The sequence below is a fragment of the Streptomyces adelaidensis genome (assembly GCF_016598475.1).
Taxonomy (GTDB): Bacteria; Actinomycetota; Actinomycetes; order Streptomycetales; family Streptomycetaceae; genus Streptomyces; species Streptomyces adelaidensis.
Genome location: NZ_JAEMUX010000016.1, coordinates 56318 through 76677, shown reverse-complemented (window position 1 = coordinate 76677; position 20360 = coordinate 56318). Strand labels below are relative to the sequence as shown.

Sequence of the window (20360 nt, the reverse complement as noted above, 5' to 3'; positions counted from 1 at the left end):
GTGAGTCAGCGTGAGCGGAGCCACGGGCGCCGGGTCGTCCGGTACTTCGGCCGGCACTTCGACCGGATCGGAGGCGGACGGCGGCGGCCGTGGCTCCGCCGCGCGTGCGATGGATACGCACACGACCCAACTGAAGGCGATCAAGCCGAGTACGACCGATTCGGCGTCGCCCTCGGCCGCGCCTTCGCCCGACGGGCATGGATCCCAGGGGGGAACTGTGACGGACACCCGAGGTCCGCAGACCCAGCAGCCCGGGCCGGGCAAACCGGCCGCGGCTCAGGGCGGGCCCGGCCGGCCGGCTCCGGCGCAGCCTCAGCCTCCCGCCCAGCCGCAGGCACCGGCTCAGGCCGGTGCGTCCGCACTGCCCGGGGAGCGGCAGGCGCAGCAGCAGACGGGCCCGTACCACCCGCCGCAGGCCTACCAGCCTGCTCCGGAGGGTTCGTCCCGTAAACCGCGCACGGGGGCCCGTACGACGCCTCGTACGCGCAAGGCCCGGCTGCGGGTGGCCAAGGCCGACCCGTGGTCCGTGATGAAGGTCAGCTTCCTGCTCTCCATCGCCCTCGGTATCTGCACGGTCGTCGCGGCTGCGGTGCTGTGGATGGTCATGAACGCGATGGGCGTCTTCTCCTCGGTCGGCGCGACCATCTCCGAGGCCACCGGCTCGAACGAGTCCAACGGATTCGACCTGCAGTCGTTCCTGTCACTGCCCAATGTGCTGATCTTCACCACGATCATCGCGGTCATCGACGTCGTCCTCGCCACCGCCCTCGCCACGCTCGGCGCCTTCATCTACAACCTCTCCGCCGGCTTCGTGGGCGGTATCGAGCTGACGCTCGCCGAGGACGAGTGACCTCAGCTGTGTGAGGGGACGACACAGGGGACGGCGTGAATCGCCGTCCCCAATGGGGTGCCCGAGCGCGTCACCGGCCCCCTCCCCGTATCGATTTTGGGACTGCCCACGTCGTGCGCTAATCTTCAGGGGTCAGCGCGCGGGACACACACCGCAGAGCGCGGCGGGGCTATAGCTCAGTTGGTTAGAGCGCATCCCTGATAAGGATGAGGCCACAGGTTCAAATCCTGTTAGCCCCACCAGCATGAAGACCCTCAACCGGTATCGGTTGAGGGTCTTTGTCGTTCCCGGGTGGTGTGGTCGGTCGACATCGCGGAAGCGGCTGTGGAAGCGGATCCAGGATGCGAGAAGCCCCCGGTCGGTACTTGAGTTCTAGTGGTTGTCGCAAGATCGCCGCTGTGTGGGTGGGGGGGCGATCGAGGATCAGCGCTGGAGGCGTGCGAGCGGCTGGGGCCGTGGGACGGGGGTGTCCGGGACGGAGGCCGGGACACTGATGTCCGTGGCGGTGTTCGTGGCCGTATCCAGGACCGTGCGCCGGCGGCAGGAGGGTGAGGAGCCGTGAGCCTCGGCGCGGATGCGCTGCTTCATCGTGGGGGGCAGGGCGCGGTCGGGGGACCGCGCCGGGAGGGACATCGCCGGCGTCGTCGCGCAGTTGCGGATCGTCTCGGTCCGCGGTACTGCGGCGGCGGCCGTGGTCGTGGCGAGTCCGAGCGCCGTGCACAGCGCGAGGAAGACGGCGACGATGGCGGTCCACAGCTTCATGACCTTGTTCTGGGCCATGGCCCCTCACTTTCGGGTCGGGCGATTTGCGTACTTTCCTCATGATGTGTATGTGGGCTCCGAAATCATGGACCGACGCTCATTGGCGCGTCGATGTTCAGATGAACACCACTCGGATGGACGCAAGGGGTGCGGGATGTTCCAAGAAGCCGTAGGAAGGGAGTGAAAGGTCGGGGGCGATGGGTCCGTCGGCGTGTGCGAGATGTGATGGACCTGTGTGATGAACCTGTGATCGGAAGGGTGGTGTCCGGTTCTACTACGGCATTCCCGGCGGCAGTTGAGCGGCCGACGCAGGTCACCGATCGGTCTCGGTCGGTGTGTATAGTCGGGCGCCAGAGGTCCCCTATGTCAAGGAAAGACGAGGTCGCGCGGTGAAGAAGCTTCTCCTGGTCGCACTGGCCGCCATCGGCGGGCTCCTCGTGTACCGCCAGATCCAGGCGGATCGCGCCGAGCAGGATCTGTGGACGGAGGCGACTGACTCCGTGCCCACGGGTTCGTGAACATCGACATCAGTCTCAGAGCAGACCCCGGCCGCGCTCGCGGTCGGGGTTTTGTGTTGCCCGGGCGCATCGCCCCGGACATTTCGGCTCATTCCGTGAAGCGCTGATTCGCTTTGGCTAACAATTTCGTTGCTGCAGCAAAGTGGGCGTCTCTATAAAGCATGTTTTTGGCCGCTCGTCCGCAGGAAGGCAGGTATTGGCGCCTACGGCCCGGCAGGATAGGCGCGTTCGGAGCCGCGACTTCCGTGCTGTGGCTTCGGCTCTACGACGATGGGTGGCGCGTGATGGGGCGGCGCACGGTCTGGTGGCGAGCCGCGGCAGCCATGGGGGCGGTTGTGACAGCGGCCCTGTGTGTGACGACAGCGCTCTCCGGGCCCGCCGCGGCGGCCGACGTACCCACCCCGTACTCCTACGCCGAGGACGCCACGGCGGTCGAGGGCGCGACGAGCAGCACGGGAGCGGTGCGGCTGGCACCCGGCAAGACGTACCGCAGCTCCATCGATCCGGGCGGCAAGCTCTACTACCGCCTCGACCTCGACGCCGTCGCCAACGCGTACGTCTCGGCCACGGTCGTGCCCGGGGCGGGAGCGACGGTCGGCTCGGCGGACGGCGTCAGGGTGTCCGTACAGGACGCGGACGCGCACCGCTGCTCCTACGAGACCGCCCGCTTCGGCCCGACCCGCAGCGCGCACCCCGTCACCGCCTGGGCCTCGCGTGAGATCGGCAGCGACGAGTACATGTGCCAGGAGGCCGGCGTGTACTACGTCGTCATCGAGCGGGTCGGTTCGGGGGCTTCGTCCTCAGGCTCCGCGTCGGAGGGTTCGTCGGCGGAGTGGGGGCTGGAACTCGGCATCGTGGTGGAGCCCGCCGTGCGGAAGGGGGGTTCGACGAGTGCCCCCGAGAGCTGGAACTCCGCGTCACCCGAGGGCCTGTCGGGCGACGCGCAGCGCCGTAACGGGGGGAGCGGGCTCGCCGCGGCGAGTCCTGTGACGCAGGGTGCCTGGCAGGACGAGAACGGGATCAGGGCCGGCGAGACGCTCTTCTACAAGGTGCCGGTCGGCTGGGGGCAGCAGCTCTACGCCACCGCCGAACTGGGCAGCACGACCGGCGGTGACGGGTATGTGGGCAACGCGTTCGTCATGTCGCTCTACAACCCCGTACGCGGATTCGTGGACGACAAGGTCGCCAACTACAGCGGCGAACAGCGGTCCGTTGTCCTGGACTCGTTGCCCCCTGTCGCGTACGAGAACCGTTTCTCCCTCGATGACGAGGTGAGCGGGATGAGGTTCGCGGGCTGGTACTACCTGGCGGTACATCTAGGGGAGTCGGTCGCCGACCGGTTCGGCGAGGAACCTCTCGGTCTGACTCTGCGGGTGCGGCTGGAGGGCAAGGCTGTCGGCGGGCCGGGCTATCTGGGTACGGCCGAACCGCGCGGCGTCTTCGAGGTCACCGAGCAGGATCAGGAGGTCGCCGAGAGCGGCGCGACCGGGGACAGGCTGGATGGTACGGGGGACACCGGCAGTGAAGGGGGCGGGGACACCTCCGGCAGCGGGGAGGGCTCCGGGAATTCCACGGGAACCGGAGACCGGCGTCTCGCCATGACGGTCGTCGCGGCGGGCGGTATCGGCACGGGGAGCCTGCTGGTGCTGGGGCTTGTGGTGTGGACACTCGTGGCGCGCAGGCGGTCGTCCGCCGCTGCGGATTCGGCGCGGCCGCCGGGTGCGGGCGCGACCTCGCGGGGGCGGCATGGGGCGTCCCGGGGGCGATAGGGCGGGTGGGCGGTAGGACAGGCGGTCTTCTGAGCCGAGGCCAGGTACTGCCCGGTCCGCGGCCGGCGCCTGAGCCTGAGCCGGCCGACAGGCGTCGGCGGACGGCTGCAGAGCCGACGGGCGGCTCAGGGTCGGCGGGCGGGTGGCGGGCTTCAGAGCTGGCCCAGGGCCCAGAACCCCACCGCGAAGCAGGCCAGTGCGAGCAGCAGGACCGGAACGACCACCTTGGCGGGCGGGCCCGGACGGCGCCGTGAAAGAGCCCTCGACCGACGTGGAACCTGCGAGGGCCGAGCGGTGTATGAACCAGTAGAGGCGTACGCGTGCTGGTGCACCCCCGCGGTCGGCGCCTGAGAGAGGCCCAGCGGCGGGTGCGGCTGAGGGGAGGGGACATGCGTGGGGTCGGGGCGCAGGGCTTGGGCAGGCTGGACGGACGCTGTGGCGGGGTGAGTGGCCTGTTGCTCCGGCTGGTGCTGTGGGTAGCCGGAGCCGGGGGCGTGCTGTTCCGCCTCGTGCGACGTCGCGTGGGCGGCGAGCAGTTGGGGCGGCGGCAGATGGAAGCTGCCGGTGTCCGACATCGTGGACGGTCGCGGTGGTATGGGGTCGCGTTCGGGCCGCGGCGGTACGGCGCTGGGGGGCGACTCCGGCGATATGGGACCGGGGGGCGGCGGAGCTGCGGCTGCCGCCGCAGCTGCGGAAGTGAAGGAGCCCGGTCCTTGAGACCACTGCCCGGTGCCGGTGCCGGTGCCAGAGCCGGAGGAGCCGGTCAGGGGTGGGGCGCTGGGAGGCAGGGGCGGTGGCGATATGGAGCCGGTGTACGAAGATCGGGGAGCCGAGCCGGGGTGCGACGCCGGTAGTGGTGTGCCTGTGCCGGGCTGCGAGGGTGGGTCCTGAGGCGGCGGGCTGTACGACGGCGGATTGTGGGGCGACGGATGGTGGTCCGGCGGATCGGGGTGGGGCGGTGGCGTCACGTCAAAGCCGGACGGTGAAGCGCCTCCGGTGACCGGCCGCGCGATCGCGGACGAGGAGGACGCCGAAGAGCCCTGCCATCCCGGCGAGTTGGAAGGAGTGCCCGTACCCGGGTGAGGGGTTGGCGAAGACGTACCGGCGGTGCTTGTGCCGGTCTTGTCCAGCCCCGACGCCCTGTGCAGTGGACCTTCGGGGCCGAACCCCTTGGGAAGTGGGCCGAGTTGGTCGAAGACCTCCACCATCTCGTCGTCGGGCCCCGGCTCGGGCAGGAGCTCGATGGCTGCGGCGAGGGCCTTGCGGGCGCCCGTGGCGGTGCGGAAGCGTGAGTCGGGGTCCGGCTGGAGCAGGGTGGCGATCACCTGCCACAAGGGCTCGGGGATGCCCCGGGGAGCGTTCGGTGTGCCGTGGGCGGCGAAGTGCTCGATGAGGGCCTTGGCGTCGGGTTTGGCGCCCTCCAGGAGGTACAGGGCGACGAGGCCCACCGCGAAGAGGTCGGCAGGGAAGTCCGGGTCCGCGCCCAGCATCTGCTCGGGGGCGAAGTAACCCGGCGTTCCCACCACGTAGTTGGTCTCGGTCAGACGGGGCTCGCCGAGGCGCATGGCGATGCCGAAGTCGGACAGACGCAGGCGGGGCCTGGCCGTGCCGGTGGCCTCCAGCAGCACATTGGCGGGCTTGATGTCGCGATGGATGACGCCCTCGGCGTGTACGGCGCTGAGGCCGGACAGCAGCTGGTCGAGGAGGCCGCAGACATAGGCGGGCGGCAGAGGACCGTAGTCGTTGATGAGGTTGACCAGGGAGCCTCCGGCCACCAGGTCCATGGTGAAGAGGACCTTGTCGTCGTCGGCGGCCCAGCTGGCGGGCGCGAGCACATGGGGATGGTCGATCCGCACGGCTTGCTCGCGGACGAAGCGCAGCAACGCGTGCGCGTCGCGCTGTTGCAGGACCTTGGCGGCCACATAACGGCGGCGGCGGTGGTCCCACGTGCGCCAGACCGCACCGACTCCCCCGCGTCCGATCGGGTCGACCAGTTCGTACCGGCCGGCGAAGACCTCACCCATGGCTGTGCGTCGTTCCCCCTTCGGCTCCCCCCTTGCCTGCCCGTCGGCGGAGGACACGGCGTTCGCGCCGCCCTCCGCGGAGCCGGCCTCATGTGCCCGGCTTCCCCCGGAGCTTGTCTTCCAGCCCCTGTCCCCCTGCCGCTCTGTTCCGCTGTTCTTCTCCGGCTCTCCTGGAGCCTACGTCCACGTCTGTGTGGCTCTCGCGGGGCCCGCAGGCCCCGCGCCCCCTTCTTTTCGGCTCCGGCCCGGTCGCCGAACCCCCTTCCGGGGACCGGGCCTTGGGCTCAGTTCTGGTGGGACTGGTAGTGCGCCACCGCGTCCGAGGTGCGGCCCGCGCCGTACACCCGGAGGAACTCTGCCAGTTCCGGGTGGGTCGGGGCGAGGGTGTCCGCCGCCTCGATGATGTCGCCCGCGGCCGCCACCGAGCGCAGCAGCGACTGGATCTCACGGACGACCCGCTTGACCGTGGGCGCCCCGGAACTCGTCGTCGACTGTGTGGTGTTGCTGAGCACCGATCCCCCCTGTGACTTCTTGATCTCGTCCATACGCTCGGTCGCCTCGGCAGCGCTCACGCTGCCGTCCGCGACCTGACCCGCGAGGTCCTGCAGCAGCTGCACCCGCTGGACCACTGCGGGGTTGCCGATCTTGGCACGCTGACCGCTCATCAGCTGCGACAGCATCGGTGCGGACAAGCCCAGCACCCCCGCGAGACGGGCCTGGTTGAGACCCAGGTCCTCGATGAGCCTACGGAAGAGCGCCCCCAACGGCTCTCCGTACCAGTTCCGCTGCAGCTCCCGGGCTCTTGCGGTCGCTTCCTGTTGTGCGGCGTCCATTGCGTCTCCCCATCGCTTCCCCAAATACCGTGGTTCGCTGTAGCGAACCACGACGAGCATCTTACGGAGAGTGGTCGTTCACGGGGACCCCCAATCTTTTTGCGAGATCCCGGGGGTGACCCGGTACTCTGGTCTGCGAAGCCCTCCGGTGGTCGGTTCCGCCGGGTGGATGTTTCCCTTCCGGGGCCTTAGCTCAGTTGGTAGAGCGCTGTCTTTGCATGGCAGATGTCAGGGGTTCGACTCCCCTAGGCTCCACAGTGGATTGACCGGGCCGGATGTCTCACGACATCCGGCCCGGTCTTTTGTCTGCCGTCGGCGCCGAAGGCCCCGGCGCCTTCAGGGCAGGGATCGTCGCGATCGCTATCTGTGCACTGCGTCATGAGAAGCCCGCTGGAAGGGGTGACGTGCGGTGGCACGTGTCGACGTGCGCATTTGCGAAATCAGTGGTCCGGATCACAACGGGACGCGGCCAAGTGTGTGCATCACCCTTTGCAACCGGATCAATACATTCCGGCTATGTGTTCCCGCAGTCGGGAAGGGGGGACGTTTCACGTGAAACAGCCCTGTGGGGCAGAAGATCTTCAAGTCTTCTGCCCCACAGGGCTGTTGAAAGGTGCCTGGTCGAACGCACCCTCGGGCACCGGCAATCTGGGGATGACGGCGCCCTGGGACAGCGGTGGCCTCGGAAAAATGGCCTCGGCTGCCGGCTCTCAGCGGCGGTCGTCGCGGTCGGCCTCCTCCTGCTCGGCCTGCTTGGCCTGGACCTCGGGGTCGAGGGCGGACTGACCGCTGCCGTCGACGGAGGACAGGTGGCCGGGGTCGGAGACCTCGGTGGCAGCGGGGGGCTCGACCAGCCAGTCAGGGTTGGCCTGCTTGTCCCACCACTTCCAGGCGGCGAAGGCGCCGCCTGCCAGGACGCCGAGCACGGCCATGCCCTTGACGGCGCGGCCGAGCCTCGCGCGGCGCTGCTGCCTGCGCACCAGCCTGTGGATCTGTTGGGGCGAGACCTGCCCGCGCAGTGCGGCCAACGCCGCGGCACCGCGGGCAGCTGCCTCGCCGCGGGCGGGGCCCGCGGCGGCCACCGCCTGTTCGATACGTGGACGTGAGTAGTCGGCGGCCTGGCGGGCCGCCTGTCGCGTGCGGACGGCGGCTTCGTGGGCCGCGTGGTCGACCTTCGGCGGCACATGCGTGCGGGCTTGTTCCAGGCGCGGGACGACATACGCGTCGTACTGCACGCGTGCCTGCCCCGCGGCCTGTGACACTTTCGGCGCGAGTCGTACGCGTGCTTCGTGCGCGTAGTGCGAGGCCTTGTCCTTGGCCGTGTCGGCGTAGGGCGCCACCACTTCCGCGGCGTGCAGCACGCTGTCCTTCGCCGAGCCGGTCGCGGCGCGCACGCTGTCGATGCGGGTCACGGGATCCTCCTCCTCGGTGGCGTACGTAATTCGACTTTCCACCCTTTTGGGGATCATGCCTCCTGGAACGCTCCGGGGCATGTGAGGGCGGGCATCCGGGTCATGGCGCCGACTCCGGGAGATCATCGAGCAAGAGCCGCTCATGAACCGGTCACGTGCAATAGAGGATGAATACGGGACAACGGGAACTTGTCCACGACAGTGCCGACAATGCCACGGATCGCCGCGAAGCGCGCCGGTACGGGGGTACTCGACCGGTTTTCCGCGTGCCCGCCGTCCAGGAGGTGTGGGCCTCGGGGGACGGACGGCGTGGTCCGTGCGAGGATCTGGGAAGTCACAGAGGACAACGGAAGGCAGATCGTGGCAGAGCAGCTGTACGCCACCCTGAAGACCAACCATGGCGACATCGAGGTACGGCTGCTGCCGAACCACGCGCCCAAGACGGTCCGTAACTTCGTCGAGCTCGCCCAGGGCGAGCGTGAGTGGACCAACCCGGCCACCGGGCAGAAGTCCACGGACAAGCTCTACGACGGCACGGTCTTCCACCGGGTGATCAGTGGATTCATGATCCAGGGCGGTGACCCGCTGGGCAACGGCACCGGTGGTCCCGGCTACCAGTTCGCGGACGAGTTCCACCCGGACCTCGGCTTCGACAAGCCCTACCTGCTGGCCATGGCCAACGCCGGCCCGGGCACCAACGGATCGCAGTTCTTCATCACCGTCTCCCCGACGGCGTGGCTGAACCGCAAGCACACCATCTTCGGGGAGGTCGTCGACGCGGCCAGCCAGAAGGTCGTGGACGTGATCGCCGGCGCGCAGACCAATCCGCGCACCGACCGCCCGGTCAACGACGTGGTCATCGAGTCGGTCGTCGTGGAGACCCGCCAGGGCTGAACCCGAAAGGTTCACAAGGCCCCGGAAGGGAACCAATCGCCCCGCCCGTCCGTAAGGATGAGCGGGGCGATGCGTGCCTCACCCGAGACGGAGGGACTCATGGACCAGGTGCCGAGCGGCTCGCAGGACGCGCAGAGCCTGCCCACCTGCTACCGGCACCCGGACCGCGAGACGGGCATCCGCTGCACCCGCTGTGAGCGCCCCATCTGCCCCGAGTGCATGGTGAGCGCCTCCGTCGGCTTCCAGTGCCCGGAATGCGTCCGGAACGGCTCCGGCACGGGACACGCCCCGTCCGCCTCCGCCCCGCGCACCCTCGCGGGCGGCACGGTCGCGGCCGACCCCCGGCTCGTCACCAAGATCCTCGTGGGTGTGAACCTGCTGCTCTTCCTGGTGCAGATGTCAGTGGGCGACCGCTTCACCGACCGGTTCGACCTCATCGGACGGGCCTGGGTCCCGGAGCTCGGCTCCTCGCTCCAGGGCGTCGCCGAAGGCCAGTGGTACCGGCTGGTGACATCGATGTTCCTGCACGGCAGCATCATGCACATCGCCTTCAACATGCTCAGCCTGTGGTGGATCGGCGGCCCGCTGGAGGCGGCGCTCGGCCGCGCCCGCTATCTCGCGCTCTACTTCGCCTCGGGCCTCGCGGGCAGCGCGCTCACCTATCTGCTTGCTGAGCAGAACCAGCCGTCTCTCGGCGCCTCGGGCGCCATCTTCGGGCTCTTCGGCGCGACGGCCATCCTCATGCGGCGGCTGAAGTACGACATGCGCCCGGTCGTCATCCTGCTGGTCATCAACCTGATCATCACCTTCGGCTGGTCCGGCATCGCCTGGGAGGCCCATGTCGGCGGCCTCGTCGGCGGCGTCCTGATCGGCTATGCGATGGTCCACGCACCGCGCGAGCGGCGGGCCTTGATCCAGTACGGCGTCTGCGCCCTGATGCTGGCTGCCGTGGTGGTCATCACGCTGGTCAGGACCGCACAGCTCACCTGAGGCGGCTCGGATCGAGGCCGGCCGACAGCTCGCCGACACCCGGTCGGCCCTGATGTGGAACTGTTGTCCACAGACCGTGGCGGATCTTGTGCATAGCGTGCGGGAACAGGTGCGCCCCCTGGCGCTCACCTGCGTTTTCGCAGGTCAGGCAGGGGGCGAACATGTTTGCTGGTGCCGGTAGGTCTGTCGTACCGGCGTCAACCCTCGATGAGTTATCCACAGATCGTCGTTCTTTTTCCCCACTGTGGAAAACACCTGTGGATAACTCCGTGGATAGCTCTGGGGAGAACTACTTCCACCGAGTGGAGACCGCTACTTCCACTGGGTCGAGACGCCGAATCCCGCGGCGATGAAGCCGAAGCCGACCACGATGTTCCAGTTGCCGAGCGAGTCGATGGGCAGCGTGCCGTCGGTCACATAGAAGACGACGATCCAGGCGAGCCCGATGAGGAACATGGCCAGCATGACGGGCGCCACCCAGCCGCGGCTGTTCAGCTTGATAGCCGTGGCCTGCTTGGACGGCGGCGGCGTGTAGTCGGCCTTCTTGCGGATACGTGACTTCGGCACGAGGGTCTCTCCTGTCGATGCGCTGCGTGGCCGCGCAGGGAACGGTGGCGGGCTCCGGGGCAGCGTACAAGGGGACACTGAATGCTCCCCCGGGCGTCCGTTAGCGTAGTGCTTCCGCGGCGCCTAAGGAGATAAGGGTACGTTGAGCAATTCAGCCGACTCCCCCGAGGCCGGTTCCGACGCCTCCTCCCGGGGCGGCTTCCGGCCCGCTCGGGTGCTCACCGTCGGGGTCTTCGCCCTCGCAGGGCTGATCTTCTTCACCAGCTTCGACACCGCCAAGGGCACGAACATCCGTACGGACGCCTCGCTGCTGAAGCTCTCCGACCTCGTCCAGGAGCGCAGCCACAAGAACGGACAGCTCGACGAGTCCAACGCGGTGCTCCGGGACGACGTCGAGGCCCTCGCCGAACGGGACGACGGCAGCACCAGGGCCGAGGACGCCCGCCTCAAGGCGCTGGAGAAGAACGCCGGCACCCAGAAGCTCAAGGGCGAGGCCATCACCGTCACCCTCGACGACGCTCCGCCGGACGCCACCGCCAAGCTCCCCGGCTACCCCGAACCCCAGCCCGACTACCTGGTCATCCACCAGCAGGACCTCCAGGCCGTCGTGAACGCCCTGTGGCTGGCCGACGCGGAGGGCATCAAGGTCATGGACCAGCGGCTGATCTCCACCAGCGCCGTCCGGTGCGTCGGCAACACCCTGATCCTCCAGGGCCGCGTCTATTCACCGCCGTACAAGATCCAGGCCGTCGGTGATCCGGAGAAGCTGCAGAAGGCGCTCGCGGCGAGCGAGGCGATCCAGAACTACATGGTGTACGTCAACGTCTACGGGCTGGGCTGGAAAGTAACCGAGGACGGGCCGGTGACTCTGCCCGGCTACTCCGGCACAGTGGATCTGAAGTACGCGAAGCCCGTGGAGTAACGGCAGCCGGGGGACCCGTGTCGGTGCGCGTGATCGTCAGGACCGTCAGCGAACTCTGCATCACCCTCGGCACCCTGCTCGTGCTCTTCGTCGTCTACGTGCTGTTCTGGACCGGTGTGAAGGCCGACACCGCGATGGCCCACCAGGTCGCCCTGCTCCAGGACCAGTGGGCGAAGCAGCCGGTGAGTCCGACGTCCACGCCGGGCTCCTCGGCGGCCCCGGAGCCGCCCACCCCGTACAAGGACGGCAAACCCTTCGCCCTCATGTACATCCCGCGGCTTGGTTTCACGTGGAACAAGCCCGTCCTTGAGGGGACGAAGACGGCCACTCTCAAGAAAGGGCTCGGTCACTACGCGAACACCACGCAGCTGGGGCAGAAGGGGAACTTCGCGGTCGCCGGCCATCGCCGCACATACGGCGATCCCTTCAAAGATCTTCCCAAGCTGCGCCCTGGCGACGCCGTCGTCCTGACCGACGGCGCGGACTGGTTCACGTACGTCATCGACAAGGGGCCCTATCGGACATTGCCTGCGGACGTCCAGGTCATCGACCCCGTCCCGAGGAAATCGGGGTTCACGCGCGCGGGACGTTATCTGACGCTGACGACATGCGACCCGGAGTGGGGGCACAGTCATCGGCTCATCGTCTGGGGCCATCTGGAATCCACACAGCCTGTGGAGGCCGGGAAACCGGAGGCACTACGCCGTTAGTCTGGTGGCGGTACGGCGTGAGTCCGGTGCTGTGGTGTGAAGGAAGGGACGGCATGTACGGCTGGATCTGGCGACATCTGCCGGGTAACGCGTGGCTGAGGGCGCTGATTTCCGTCGTGCTGACCCTGGCCGTCGTCTACGTCCTCTTCCAGTACATCTTTCCGTGGGCCGAGCCCCTGCTGCCCTTCAACGATTCGACGGTGAACGACAAGTGAGTGCTGCCCGCCCCGCCCGCGTCCTCGTCGTCGACAACTACGACAGCTTCGTCTTCAACCTGGTCCAGTACCTGTACCAGCTGGGTGCCGAGTGCGAGGTGCTGCGCAACGACGAGGTGGGGACCGCGCACGCCCAGGACGGCTTCGACGGCGTGCTCCTGTCCCCCGGGCCGGGAACCCCCGAGGAGGCAGGCGTCTGCGTCGACATGGTCCGCCACTGCGCCGCGACCGGCGTCCCCGTCTTCGGCGTCTGCCTCGGCATGCAGTCCATGCAGGTGGCGTACGGCGGTGTCGTGGACCGTGCGCCCGAACTGCTGCACGGCAAGACCTCGCTGGTGGAGCACGGGGGCAAGGGTGTCTTCGCGGGCCTGCCGACCCCCTTCACCGCGACCCGCTATCACTCGCTGGCCGCCGAGCCGGCGACCGTGCCGGCCGAGCTGGAGGTCACGGCGCGCACCCACGACGGGATCATCATGGGCCTCCGGCATCGTGAACTGCCCGTCGAGGGCGTTCAGTTCCACCCCGAGTCGGTGCTCACCGAGCATGGGCACCGCATGCTCGCCAACTGGCTGGTGGAGTGCGGGGACCAGGGGGCCGTGGCGAGGTCGACGGGGCTGGCGCCTGTGGTGGGCAGGGCCACGGCGTGACGGCCCTGCGCCCCGAGCGCGAGAGTGCCCCCTACGGCGGCGAGGCCGCGTACGGGGGCGCCGAGGCGTTCGAGGCGGAGGCCTTCGGGCCCGGGACGCCGGCCGCCGACGCGGTCGAGCCCCAGCGGCAATGGCAGGCGCAGCAGGCCCAGCAGAGTCCGCGGTACGACCAGGGAGACTGGTTCGGGCAGCAGCAGCCGTACGCGCAACCGTACGAGGCCTATGAGCCGCGTCCGCAGGCACCGTACGGCGGCCGCTACGAGTCCTTCGATACGACGACCGTCCACGAGCACCCCTCGACGGACACCCCCCAGGAGCACCCTCCGATCGACGAGGAGACCGTGGCGCTCCGGGTGGAGGAGGCGCGACGCATAGCTGCGGCGGCCGATCCGATACCCGCTCCGTCCGTTCCCGGGGGCCGTGCGGCCCGCCGTAAGGCCGCGAGACGGCACGGGAGGCACGGGGTCTCCCTGGGCGCCCACGCGGGCTCTGAAGGCGCTCAGGGGCCCGAGGGGCCCTTAGGGGCGGCCAGGGAGGCGTCGACCCCCCTCTCCCGGGTCGAGGCGCGGCGCGCGGCGCGGGCGCGGAAACCCAGCGCGGGCGTGGTGGCGAGCCGGGCCATCGGCGAGGTGTTCATCACCACCGGTGTGGTGATGCTGCTGTTCGTCACGTACCAGCTCTGGTGGTCGAACATCCGGGCCCACCAGCAGGCGGGCAGGGAGGCGACGAGCCTCCAGGAGGAGTGGAAGAGCGGCAAGCGGGCGCCGGGCGCGTTCGAGCCGGGGCAGGGCTTCGCCATCCTGCACATTCCGAAACTGGATGTCGTCGTGCCGATCGCCGAGGGCATCAGCAAGTCGAAGGTCCTGGACCGCGGAATGGTCGGACACTACGACGAGAACAGCATCAAGACGGCGATGCCCGAGGAAAAGACGGGCAACTTCGGGATCGCGGGCCATCGCAATACGCATGGAGAACCGTTCCGCTACATCAACCGGCTGGAGCCGGGCGACCCGATCGTCGTGGAGACCCAGGACAAGTACTACGTCTATGACATGGCTTCGATCCTGCCGGTGACACCGCCGACGAACGTGAGCGTGCTCAACCCCGTCCCGCCGGGTTCGGGTTTCACCGGGCCGGGCCGCTACATCACGCTGACGACGTGCACGCCGGAGTTCACCAGCAAGTACCGCATGATCGTGTGGGGCAAGATGGTGGAGGAACGGCCGCGCAGCGAGGGAAAGCCCGACGCGCTCGTTCAGTAGGGGCTCGACCAAGGGCGGATGAACTGTGGCAGTGACCACCGACGAAACCGAAGAGCAGACGCGCGCGCCCGAGACCGTGCCGCGCCGCCGCGGCACGGGCCGGATCGCCATGGCGGTCAGTGTCTTCGGCGAACTGCTCATCACCGCGGGCCTGGTGCTCGGCCTGTTCGTCGTCTACTCGCTGTGGTGGACGAACGTCCTCGCCGATCGCGAGGCGGGCAAGGAAGCGAACAATGTCCGCGACAACTGGGCGTCGGGAGACGGCGGCCCGGGCGCCCTGGACACCAAGGACGGCATCGGCTTCCTGCACGTCCCCGCCATGAGGAACGGCGAGGTCCTGGTCAAGAAGGGCACGTCCACCAAGATCCTCAACGGTGGCGTCGCCGGCTACTACACCAACCCTGTCAAGGCGACCCTTCCCGGCTCCGACAAGGACGGCAACTTCACCCTCGCCGCCCACCGCGACGGCCACGGCGCCAAGTTCCACAACATCGACAAGCTCAAGGAAGGCGACTCGATCGTCTTCGAGACCCGCGACAACTGGTACGTCTACAAGGTCTACGACACCCTCACCGAGACCTCGAAGTACAACGTCAAGGTCCTGTCGAACGTCCCCAAGGAATCCGGCATGAAGAAGGCCGGCAAATACATCACCCTCACCACCTGCACACCCGTCTACACGTCCCGGTACCGGTACATCGTGTGGGGCGAGCTGGAGCGCGTGGAGCGGGTGAACGCGGAGCGCACGCTGCCGAAGGAACTGCGGTAGGCCGTGCGACGGCCTGTCCGACTGACGATGGATGCCCGTTTCACCTGAAACAGCATGTTTCACGTGAAACATCGGGACTACGACGGAGCCCCGGCGCCCTCCCTGAAGGGGGTGCCGGGGCTCCGTCGTTGTACGGGACGGGGTGGTGGGTCAGTCCTCGTCGCCGAAGCCGGTGCCTCCGAAGAAGCCGCCGTTGTTGCCGCCGTTGTTGTTGCCGCCATTGTTGTTGAAGCTCACCGAGGCGAGGGTGATCGTCGTCTGGCTCGGGTCGGCGTCGTTGCCGCCGTCCGGGTCCTGGTCGGTGACGAGCGCGGTGTCGCTCTGGTCGCTGCCGTTCGCGAACTGGATGTTCGTGAAACCGGCTGCCTGGAGGGTCTGCTTGGCCTGACCCACCGTCTGGCCGACGACGTTCGGGACCTCGGCCTCCTGCTCCTCGGCCTCCTTGCCGATCTGGATGGTGACCGTGTCGCCCTTGTCGAGCTCGGTGCCCTGTTCGGGGTTGGTCGCGATGACCTTCCCGATGAGGTTGTCGTCGTCGGTCTCGACATCGGTGCAGGTGCCGACAAGGTTGTTGGCCTGCATCTGGGCCTTGGCGTCGTCACAGCTCCTGCCGGAGACGTCCGGCACGGTGGCCTTCGCCGCCTCCGTGGCGACCGTCAGCGTGACCGTGGAGCCCTTCTCGATCTTCTTGCCGACGGGATCCTGGTCGATCACGACGTTCGGCGTGCGGTCGGACTCCTGGGTCTTCTTCTCGACCTCGAAGCCCTTGTCCTCAAGCTGGGCCTCTGCCTCGTCGAAGTCGAGGCCCTTGACGTCGGGGACCGCGATCTTCGGCGCGCCCGTAGAGATCACCAGGGCGATGGTGTCGCCCTTCTTGACCTCGGTGTCCGCGTCCGGGGTCTGCTTGCAGACGTTGCCGGTCCTCTGGTCCTCGCACTCGTCCTTGGTGGTCGTCACCTTGAGGTCGACGTTGGTCGCCGCCTCCTTGGCCTCGGCCTCCGTCTGCCCGATGAAGTTCGGGGCCGTGAGGGTGTCGTTGCTCACCCCGTCGCCCGCGAACATCCACCGACCGATGAGGATCGCGCCCACCAGCACCAGCACACCCGCGACGACCAGGAGGATCGTCGAGGTGTTGTTCTTCTTCGGCTGGCGGCGGCGGCCCTGGCGGTCGTCGTAGCCGTAGCCGTCGTCCGGACCGACAGGCGGCAGCATCGTCGTGGCACCGGCGTCGGCGCGCAGGGCGGTGGTGGGCTGGTCGTCCGGGTAGCCGCCATAGCCGACCGAGCCCATGGCCGCCGTGGCCGCGACGGGCTGGCCGTCGAGACAGGCCTCGATGTCGGCGCGCATCTCGTCGGCCGACTGGTAGCGGTAGTCCGGGTCCTTGACCAGGGCACGCAGGACGATGGCGTCCATCTCCGGCGTGATCTCCGGATCGAAGACGCTCGGAGACTGCGGCTCCTCCCGCACGTGCTGGTAGGCGACCGCCACGGGGGAGTCGCCGATGAACGGCGGGCGGACCGTCAGCAGCTCGTAGAGCAGACAGCCCGTCGAGTACAGGTCGGAACGGGCGTCCACCTGCTCGCCCTTGGCCTGCTCCGGGGAGAGGTACTGGGCGGTGCCGATGACCGCGGACGTCTGCGTCATCGTCATGCCGGAGTCGCCCATGGCACGGGCGATACCGAAGTCCATCACCTTGACCTGGCCGTTGCGCGTCAGCATGACGTTGGCCGGCTTGATGTCACGGTGGACGATCTGGTTGCGGTGGGCGTACTCCAGACCCTGGAGGATGCCGATGGTCATCTCCATGGCGCGCTCCGGCAGCAGCTTGCGGCCGCTGTGAAGAAGCTCACGGAGGGTGGAGCCCTCGACGTACTCCATGACGATGTACGGGATCGAGACCCCGTCGATGTAGTCCTCGCCCGTGTCGTAGACCGCCACGATCGCGGGGTGGTTGAGCGAGGCGGCAGACTGGGCCTCCCGGCGGAACCGGGCCTGGAAGGTGGGGTCGCGCGCGAGGTCCGCTCGCAGCGTCTTCACCGCCACGGTGCGGCCGAGGCGGGTGTCCATCGCGAGGTAGACCTCCGCCATGCCACCACGGCCGAGCACCTGGCCCAGCTCGTACCGGCCGCCGAGGCGACGCGGCTCTTCCATAGCTTCCTACCAGCCCTCTCGTCGGTCCCGACCGCACTCGTGTGTGGTCCGGCGGCTGTGCTCCGGGCATACGGTACCCGGCTCGCCTTCTGTGACCTGGCCAACCGCGTCACCCGATACAGGACCGGTATCGCAACGTGCACCGATGTGAAGGTGACGTGAGCGGGGTCACTTCTTGCTGTTGATCACTGCCTGCATCACGCTCTTCGCGATCGGGGCGGCGAGACCGCCACCGGAGATGTCGCCGCGGTTGGCACTGCCGTCCTCGACCACCACGGCCACGGCGACCGGCGAGCTGCCGTCACTGAGCTTGGCGTACGAGATGAACCAGGCGTACGGCTTCTCCTTGTTGTCCACCCCGTGCTGGGCGGTACCGGTCTTGCCGCCGACGGTGACGCCGTCGATCTGCGCGTTGGTGCCCGTGCCGGTCTTGACGACGGTCTCCATCATTTCCTGCAGTTTCTGGGCGGTCTCCGGCGAGACCGCCTGGGACAGCGGCTCGGAGTCGTGCGACTCGATGACGTCGAGGTTGGAGGCGCGCAGCTGGTCGACCATGTACGGCTTCATCAGCTCGCCGTCGTTGGCGACGGCCGAGGCGACCATGGCCATTTGCAGCGGGGTGGCGCGGTTGGAGGCCTGACCGATACCGGCCATGGCGTTCTGCGGACGGTTGTCCTCGGGGTAGACGCTCTCCGCGGCGCGGACCGGGATGTCCAGCTCGCTCTCGTTGAAGCCGAACTTCTCGGACTGCTCGCGCATCTTCTCGTTGCCGACGGTGTTGGAGAGCTTGGCGAAGACCGTGTTGCAGGACTGCTCGAGCGCGTAGCGGATTGTGGCGTTCTTGCACACGCCGTGCTCGTTGGTGAGGTTGGTCTTCGTGTCGGGCAGTTGGTACGGGTCGGGGGAGTCCGTCTTGGCGTCGATGTCTGTGACGGCGTCGTTCTCCAGCGCCGCGGCGGCCGTGACCACCTTGAACGTGGAGCCCGGGGGGTAGGTCTCGCGCAGCGCGCGGTTCAGCATCGGCTTGTCGGAGTCTTTGTCCAACTTCTGGAAGGTCTTGCTGTCCTTGCTGCTGATGCCGGCGAAGGTCGACGGGTCGTACGAGGGTGTGGACGCCAGGGCGAGGATCGCGCCGGTCTGGGGGTCGATCGCGGCGACGGCGCCCTTCTTGTCACCGAGGCCCTCGAAGGCGGCCTTCTGCGCGGCGGCGTTGAGGGTGGTGACGACGCTGCCGCCCTCCTTCTTCTTGCCGGTGACCATGTCCAGCGTGTTCCGGAAGAACAGCCGGTCGTCGTTGCCGGTGAGGATGCCGTCCTCAAGGCTCTCCAGCTGCGAGGCGCCGATGATCTGCGAGGAGTAGCCGGTGACCGGCGCCCACATCTCGCCGTTCTTCCACGTGCGCTTGTACTTGTAGTCCGTGCCCTTGGTGGCGGCCGACCCGGTGATGGCCTTGCCGTCGACGATGATGTCGCCGCGCGGGGTGCCATAGCGCTCGATGGCCACTCGGCGGTTCTTGGAGTCCGTCTTCAGGGAGTCGGCCTGGACGTACTGGATCCAGTTGTCGCGGATGAGCAGGGCCAGGACGAGCAGCCCGCAGAAGATCGCGATCCGGCGCAGGGGCTTGTTCACGGTCGGACCACCTGGGTCATCTCGGCGTCGGGGTTCGGGGCGGGGGACGGCGCCGGGCGGCGCGCGGTGTCGCTGATCCGCAGCAGGATGCCGATCAGCGCCCAGTTGGCGATGACGGAGGAACCGCCGTACGCCACGAAGGGCAGCGTCATGCCGGTGAGCGGGATCAGGCCCATGACGCCGCCGGCGACCACGAAGACCTGGAGCCCGAAGGCGCCGGACAGACCGACCGCCAGTAGCTTGCCGAACGGGTCGCGGGCGGCGAGGGCGGTGCGGATGCCGCGCTCCACGATCAGCCCGTAGAGGAGCAGGATCGCCATGACGCCGGCCAGGCCCAGTTCCTCGCCGAAGGTGGCGAGGATGAAGTCGGAGTTGGCGGCGAAGCCGATGAGGTCGGAGTTGCCCTGGCCGAGCCCGGTACCGAGGGTGCCGCCGGAGCCGAAGGCCCACAGGGCCTCCATGGACTGTGCGGAGTGGCCGAGCACGGTCTTGGAGAGTTCCCACTCGCCCATGGGGTCCAGCCAGGCTTGGACACGCTGCTGGACGTGGATCTCGAAGGAGGCGACGCCGACGGCGCCGACGGCGGACATCAGCAGACCGAAGACGATCCAGCTGGTCCGCTCGGTGGCGACGTACAGCATGATCACGAACATGCCGAAGAACAGCAGCGACGTACCGAGGTCGGTCTCGAAGACCAGGATCAGGATGGACATCGCCCAGACGACCAGGATGGGACCGAGGTCCCGGCCACGCGGCAGGTACAGGCCCATGAAGCGGCGGCTGGCGAGTGCCAGGGCGTCTCTTTTCACCATGAGGTAGCCGGCGAAGAAGACCGCGATGACGATCTTCGCGAACTCACCGGGCTGGATGGTGAATCCGGCGATGGAGATCCAGATCTTCGCGCCGAAGACGTCCAGACCGAGGCCGGGAACGAGTGGCAGCATCAGCAGGACGAGCGAGGCGGCCATGGAGATGTAGGTGTAGCGCTGCAGGACGCGGTGGTCCTTGAGGAAGATCAGCACGACGATGAACAGGGCGACGCCCATCGCGGAGTACAGCAGCTGCCGCGGCGAGGCCTCGACGTATGTCTTGCTGAGCTGCAGCCGCTCCGACTGGTCCAGCCGCCAGATGGCCACCAGCCCCAGTCCGTTCAGCAGCGTGGCCAGCGGCAGCATCAGCGGGTCCGCGTACGGTGCGAACTTGCGTACGACGAGGTGGCCGATCGTGGCCATCACGCCCAGGCCGATGCCGTAGGCGGCCAGGCCGGCCGGCACCTGGTCGTTGAGGGCGAGTCCGACGTTGACGTAGGCGAACACCGGGATGACGACCGCGAAGGCCAGCAGCGCCAGCTCGGTGTTGCGGCGGCTCGGGGTGCCGATCGCACCGATCGTGGACGTGTGCTGCGTCGACGTGTTGGTAGTACTGCTCATCGTATG

The 20360-nt window shown here is 68.2% G+C and carries 19 protein-coding genes and 2 tRNA genes; 13 read left to right on the top strand and 8 right to left on the bottom strand.

Annotated elements, in window-relative coordinates; genetic code table 11:
• Positions 1–10: 10 nt before the first annotated feature.
• Positions 11–850 carry a DUF3566 domain-containing protein gene (locus tag I8N67_RS12255; protein WP_200302962.1) on the top strand — a complete coding sequence of 280 codons (840 nt, stop codon included), beginning with the start codon at positions 11–13 and terminating at the stop codon, positions 848–850.
• Positions 851–1015: 165 nt separating this feature from the next.
• Positions 1016–1092: transfer RNA gene (locus I8N67_RS12250), tRNA-Ile, on the top strand.
• 181 nt (positions 1093–1273) lie between these two features.
• Here I8N67_RS12250 and I8N67_RS12245 read toward each other — a convergent pair.
• Positions 1274–1630 carry a DUF6344 domain-containing protein gene (locus tag I8N67_RS12245; RefSeq protein WP_234045546.1) on the bottom strand — a complete coding sequence of 119 codons (357 nt, stop codon included), beginning with the start codon at positions 1628–1630 and terminating at the stop codon, positions 1274–1276.
• Positions 1631–2001: 371 nt separating this feature from the next.
• Here I8N67_RS12245 and I8N67_RS42535 point away from each other — a divergent pair, with 371 nt between their 5' ends.
• Complete coding sequence (locus tag I8N67_RS42535; RefSeq protein ID WP_003999697.1) at positions 2002–2130, top strand: DLW-39 family protein; 129 nt, start codon at positions 2002–2004, stop codon at positions 2128–2130.
• A 284-nt stretch (positions 2131–2414) separates the two neighbouring features.
• Positions 2415–3899 carry a hypothetical protein gene (locus I8N67_RS12235; protein WP_372443695.1) on the top strand — a complete coding sequence of 495 codons (1485 nt, stop codon included), beginning with the start codon at positions 2415–2417 and terminating at the stop codon, positions 3897–3899.
• Positions 3900–4051: 152 nt separating this feature from the next.
• On the opposite strand, the gene I8N67_RS12230 is transcribed toward I8N67_RS12235, so the two are convergent.
• On the bottom strand, positions 4052–5923 hold the full coding sequence (locus I8N67_RS12230) for a serine/threonine-protein kinase (protein ID WP_200302961.1): 1872 nt from the start codon (positions 5921–5923) through the stop codon (positions 4052–4054).
• A gap of 284 nt (positions 5924–6207) precedes the next feature.
• A complete protein-coding gene (locus I8N67_RS12225; protein WP_033530590.1) occupies positions 6208–6756 on the bottom strand; it encodes a helix-turn-helix domain-containing protein in 549 nt (182 codons plus the stop codon).
• Between the two features lie 182 nt (positions 6757–6938).
• Between I8N67_RS12225 and I8N67_RS12220 the strand changes: the two genes are divergently transcribed.
• Positions 6939–7011: transfer RNA gene (locus I8N67_RS12220), tRNA-Ala, on the top strand.
• A 455-nt stretch (positions 7012–7466) separates the two neighbouring features.
• Here the strand turns inward: I8N67_RS12220 and I8N67_RS12215 are convergent.
• Complete coding sequence (locus tag I8N67_RS12215) at positions 7467–8168, bottom strand: DUF5324 family protein (RefSeq protein WP_200302960.1); 702 nt, start codon at positions 8166–8168, stop codon at positions 7467–7469.
• A gap of 360 nt (positions 8169–8528) precedes the next feature.
• Here I8N67_RS12215 and I8N67_RS12210 point away from each other — a divergent pair, with 360 nt between their 5' ends.
• Positions 8529–9062: a peptidylprolyl isomerase gene (locus I8N67_RS12210; RefSeq protein ID WP_200302959.1), complete on the top strand. Its 534-nt coding sequence runs from the start codon at positions 8529–8531 to the stop codon at positions 9060–9062.
• Positions 9063–9161: 99 nt separating this feature from the next.
• On the top strand, positions 9162–10052 hold the full coding sequence (locus I8N67_RS12205; RefSeq protein WP_200303017.1) for a rhomboid family intramembrane serine protease: 891 nt from the start codon (positions 9162–9164) through the stop codon (positions 10050–10052).
• Between the two features lie 312 nt (positions 10053–10364).
• Here I8N67_RS12205 and crgA read toward each other — a convergent pair whose 3' ends face one another.
• Entirely contained in the window at positions 10365–10619 is a 255-nt protein-coding gene (crgA, locus tag I8N67_RS12200; protein WP_200302958.1) for a cell division protein CrgA, read from the bottom strand.
• Between the two features lie 142 nt (positions 10620–10761).
• Here crgA and I8N67_RS12195 point away from each other — a divergent pair, with 142 nt between their 5' ends.
• The 6 genes from I8N67_RS12195 to I8N67_RS12170 are packed head-to-tail and all read left to right on the top strand — an operon-like array spanning position 10762 to position 15144.
• Positions 10762–11541, top strand: coding sequence for a DUF881 domain-containing protein (locus I8N67_RS12195; RefSeq protein ID WP_200302956.1), 780 nt, complete (start codon positions 10762–10764; stop codon positions 11539–11541).
• Positions 11542–11558: 17 nt separating this feature from the next.
• Complete coding sequence (locus I8N67_RS12190; RefSeq protein WP_200302954.1) at positions 11559–12251, top strand: class E sortase; 693 nt, start codon at positions 11559–11561, stop codon at positions 12249–12251.
• A 53-nt stretch (positions 12252–12304) separates the two neighbouring features.
• Complete coding sequence (locus tag I8N67_RS12185) at positions 12305–12466, top strand: hypothetical protein (RefSeq protein WP_200302952.1); 162 nt, start codon at positions 12305–12307, stop codon at positions 12464–12466.
• Complete coding sequence (locus tag I8N67_RS12180; RefSeq protein WP_200302950.1) at positions 12463–13113, top strand: aminodeoxychorismate/anthranilate synthase component II; 651 nt, start codon at positions 12463–12465, stop codon at positions 13111–13113. The genes I8N67_RS12185 and I8N67_RS12180 overlap by 4 nt, the downstream gene beginning before the upstream one ends.
• The gene (locus tag I8N67_RS12175) at positions 13110–14375 is read left to right on the top strand and encodes a class E sortase (RefSeq protein WP_200302948.1); all 1266 of its coding nucleotides are present in this window, start codon (positions 13110–13112) and stop codon (positions 14373–14375) included. The genes I8N67_RS12180 and I8N67_RS12175 overlap by 4 nt, the downstream gene beginning before the upstream one ends.
• Before the next feature lie 25 nt (positions 14376–14400).
• On the top strand, positions 14401–15144 hold the full coding sequence (locus I8N67_RS12170; protein ID WP_200302946.1) for a class E sortase: 744 nt from the start codon (positions 14401–14403) through the stop codon (positions 15142–15144).
• Positions 15145–15294: 150 nt separating this feature from the next.
• Here the strand turns inward: I8N67_RS12170 and pknB are convergent, their stop codons facing one another.
• From pknB to I8N67_RS12155, 3 genes are all read right to left on the bottom strand, one after another.
• Positions 15295–17295, bottom strand: coding sequence for a Stk1 family PASTA domain-containing Ser/Thr kinase (gene pknB, locus I8N67_RS12165; RefSeq protein WP_200302944.1), 2001 nt, complete (start codon positions 17293–17295; stop codon positions 15295–15297).
• A 168-nt stretch (positions 17296–17463) separates the two neighbouring features.
• On the bottom strand, positions 17464–18924 hold the full coding sequence (locus tag I8N67_RS12160; RefSeq protein WP_200302942.1) for a peptidoglycan D,D-transpeptidase FtsI family protein: 1461 nt from the start codon (positions 18922–18924) through the stop codon (positions 17464–17466).
• Entirely contained in the window at positions 18921–20354 is a 1434-nt protein-coding gene (locus tag I8N67_RS12155; protein ID WP_200302940.1) for an FtsW/RodA/SpoVE family cell cycle protein, read from the bottom strand. Before I8N67_RS12155 ends, I8N67_RS12160 begins: the two co-directional genes overlap by 4 nt.
• Positions 20355–20360: the final 6 nt, after the last annotated feature.

What these genes read in the sequence shown, in the direction of transcription:
- I8N67_RS12235 (WP_372443695.1), top strand. Translation starts at nt 2,415, where the DNA reads ATGGGGCGGCGCACGGTCTGGTGGCGAGCCGCGGCAGCCATGGGGGCG.
- I8N67_RS12225 (WP_033530590.1), bottom strand. Translation starts at nt 6,756, where the DNA reads ATGGACGCCGCACAACAGGAAGCGACCGCAAGAGCCCGGGAGCTGCAG.
- I8N67_RS12245 (WP_234045546.1), bottom strand. Translation starts at nt 1,630, where the DNA reads ATGGCCCAGAACAAGGTCATGAAGCTGTGGACCGCCATCGTCGCCGTC.
- I8N67_RS12230 (WP_200302961.1), bottom strand. Translation starts at nt 5,923, where the DNA reads ATGGGTGAGGTCTTCGCCGGCCGGTACGAACTGGTCGACCCGATCGGA.
- I8N67_RS12205 (WP_200303017.1), top strand. Translation starts at nt 9,162, where the DNA reads ATGGACCAGGTGCCGAGCGGCTCGCAGGACGCGCAGAGCCTGCCCACC.
- I8N67_RS12155 (WP_200302940.1), bottom strand. Translation starts at nt 20,354, where the DNA reads ATGAGCAGTACTACCAACACGTCGACGCAGCACACGTCCACGATCGGT.
- I8N67_RS12185 (WP_200302952.1), top strand. Translation starts at nt 12,305, where the DNA reads ATGTACGGCTGGATCTGGCGACATCTGCCGGGTAACGCGTGGCTGAGG.
- pknB (WP_200302944.1), bottom strand. Translation starts at nt 17,295, where the DNA reads ATGGAAGAGCCGCGTCGCCTCGGCGGCCGGTACGAGCTGGGCCAGGTG.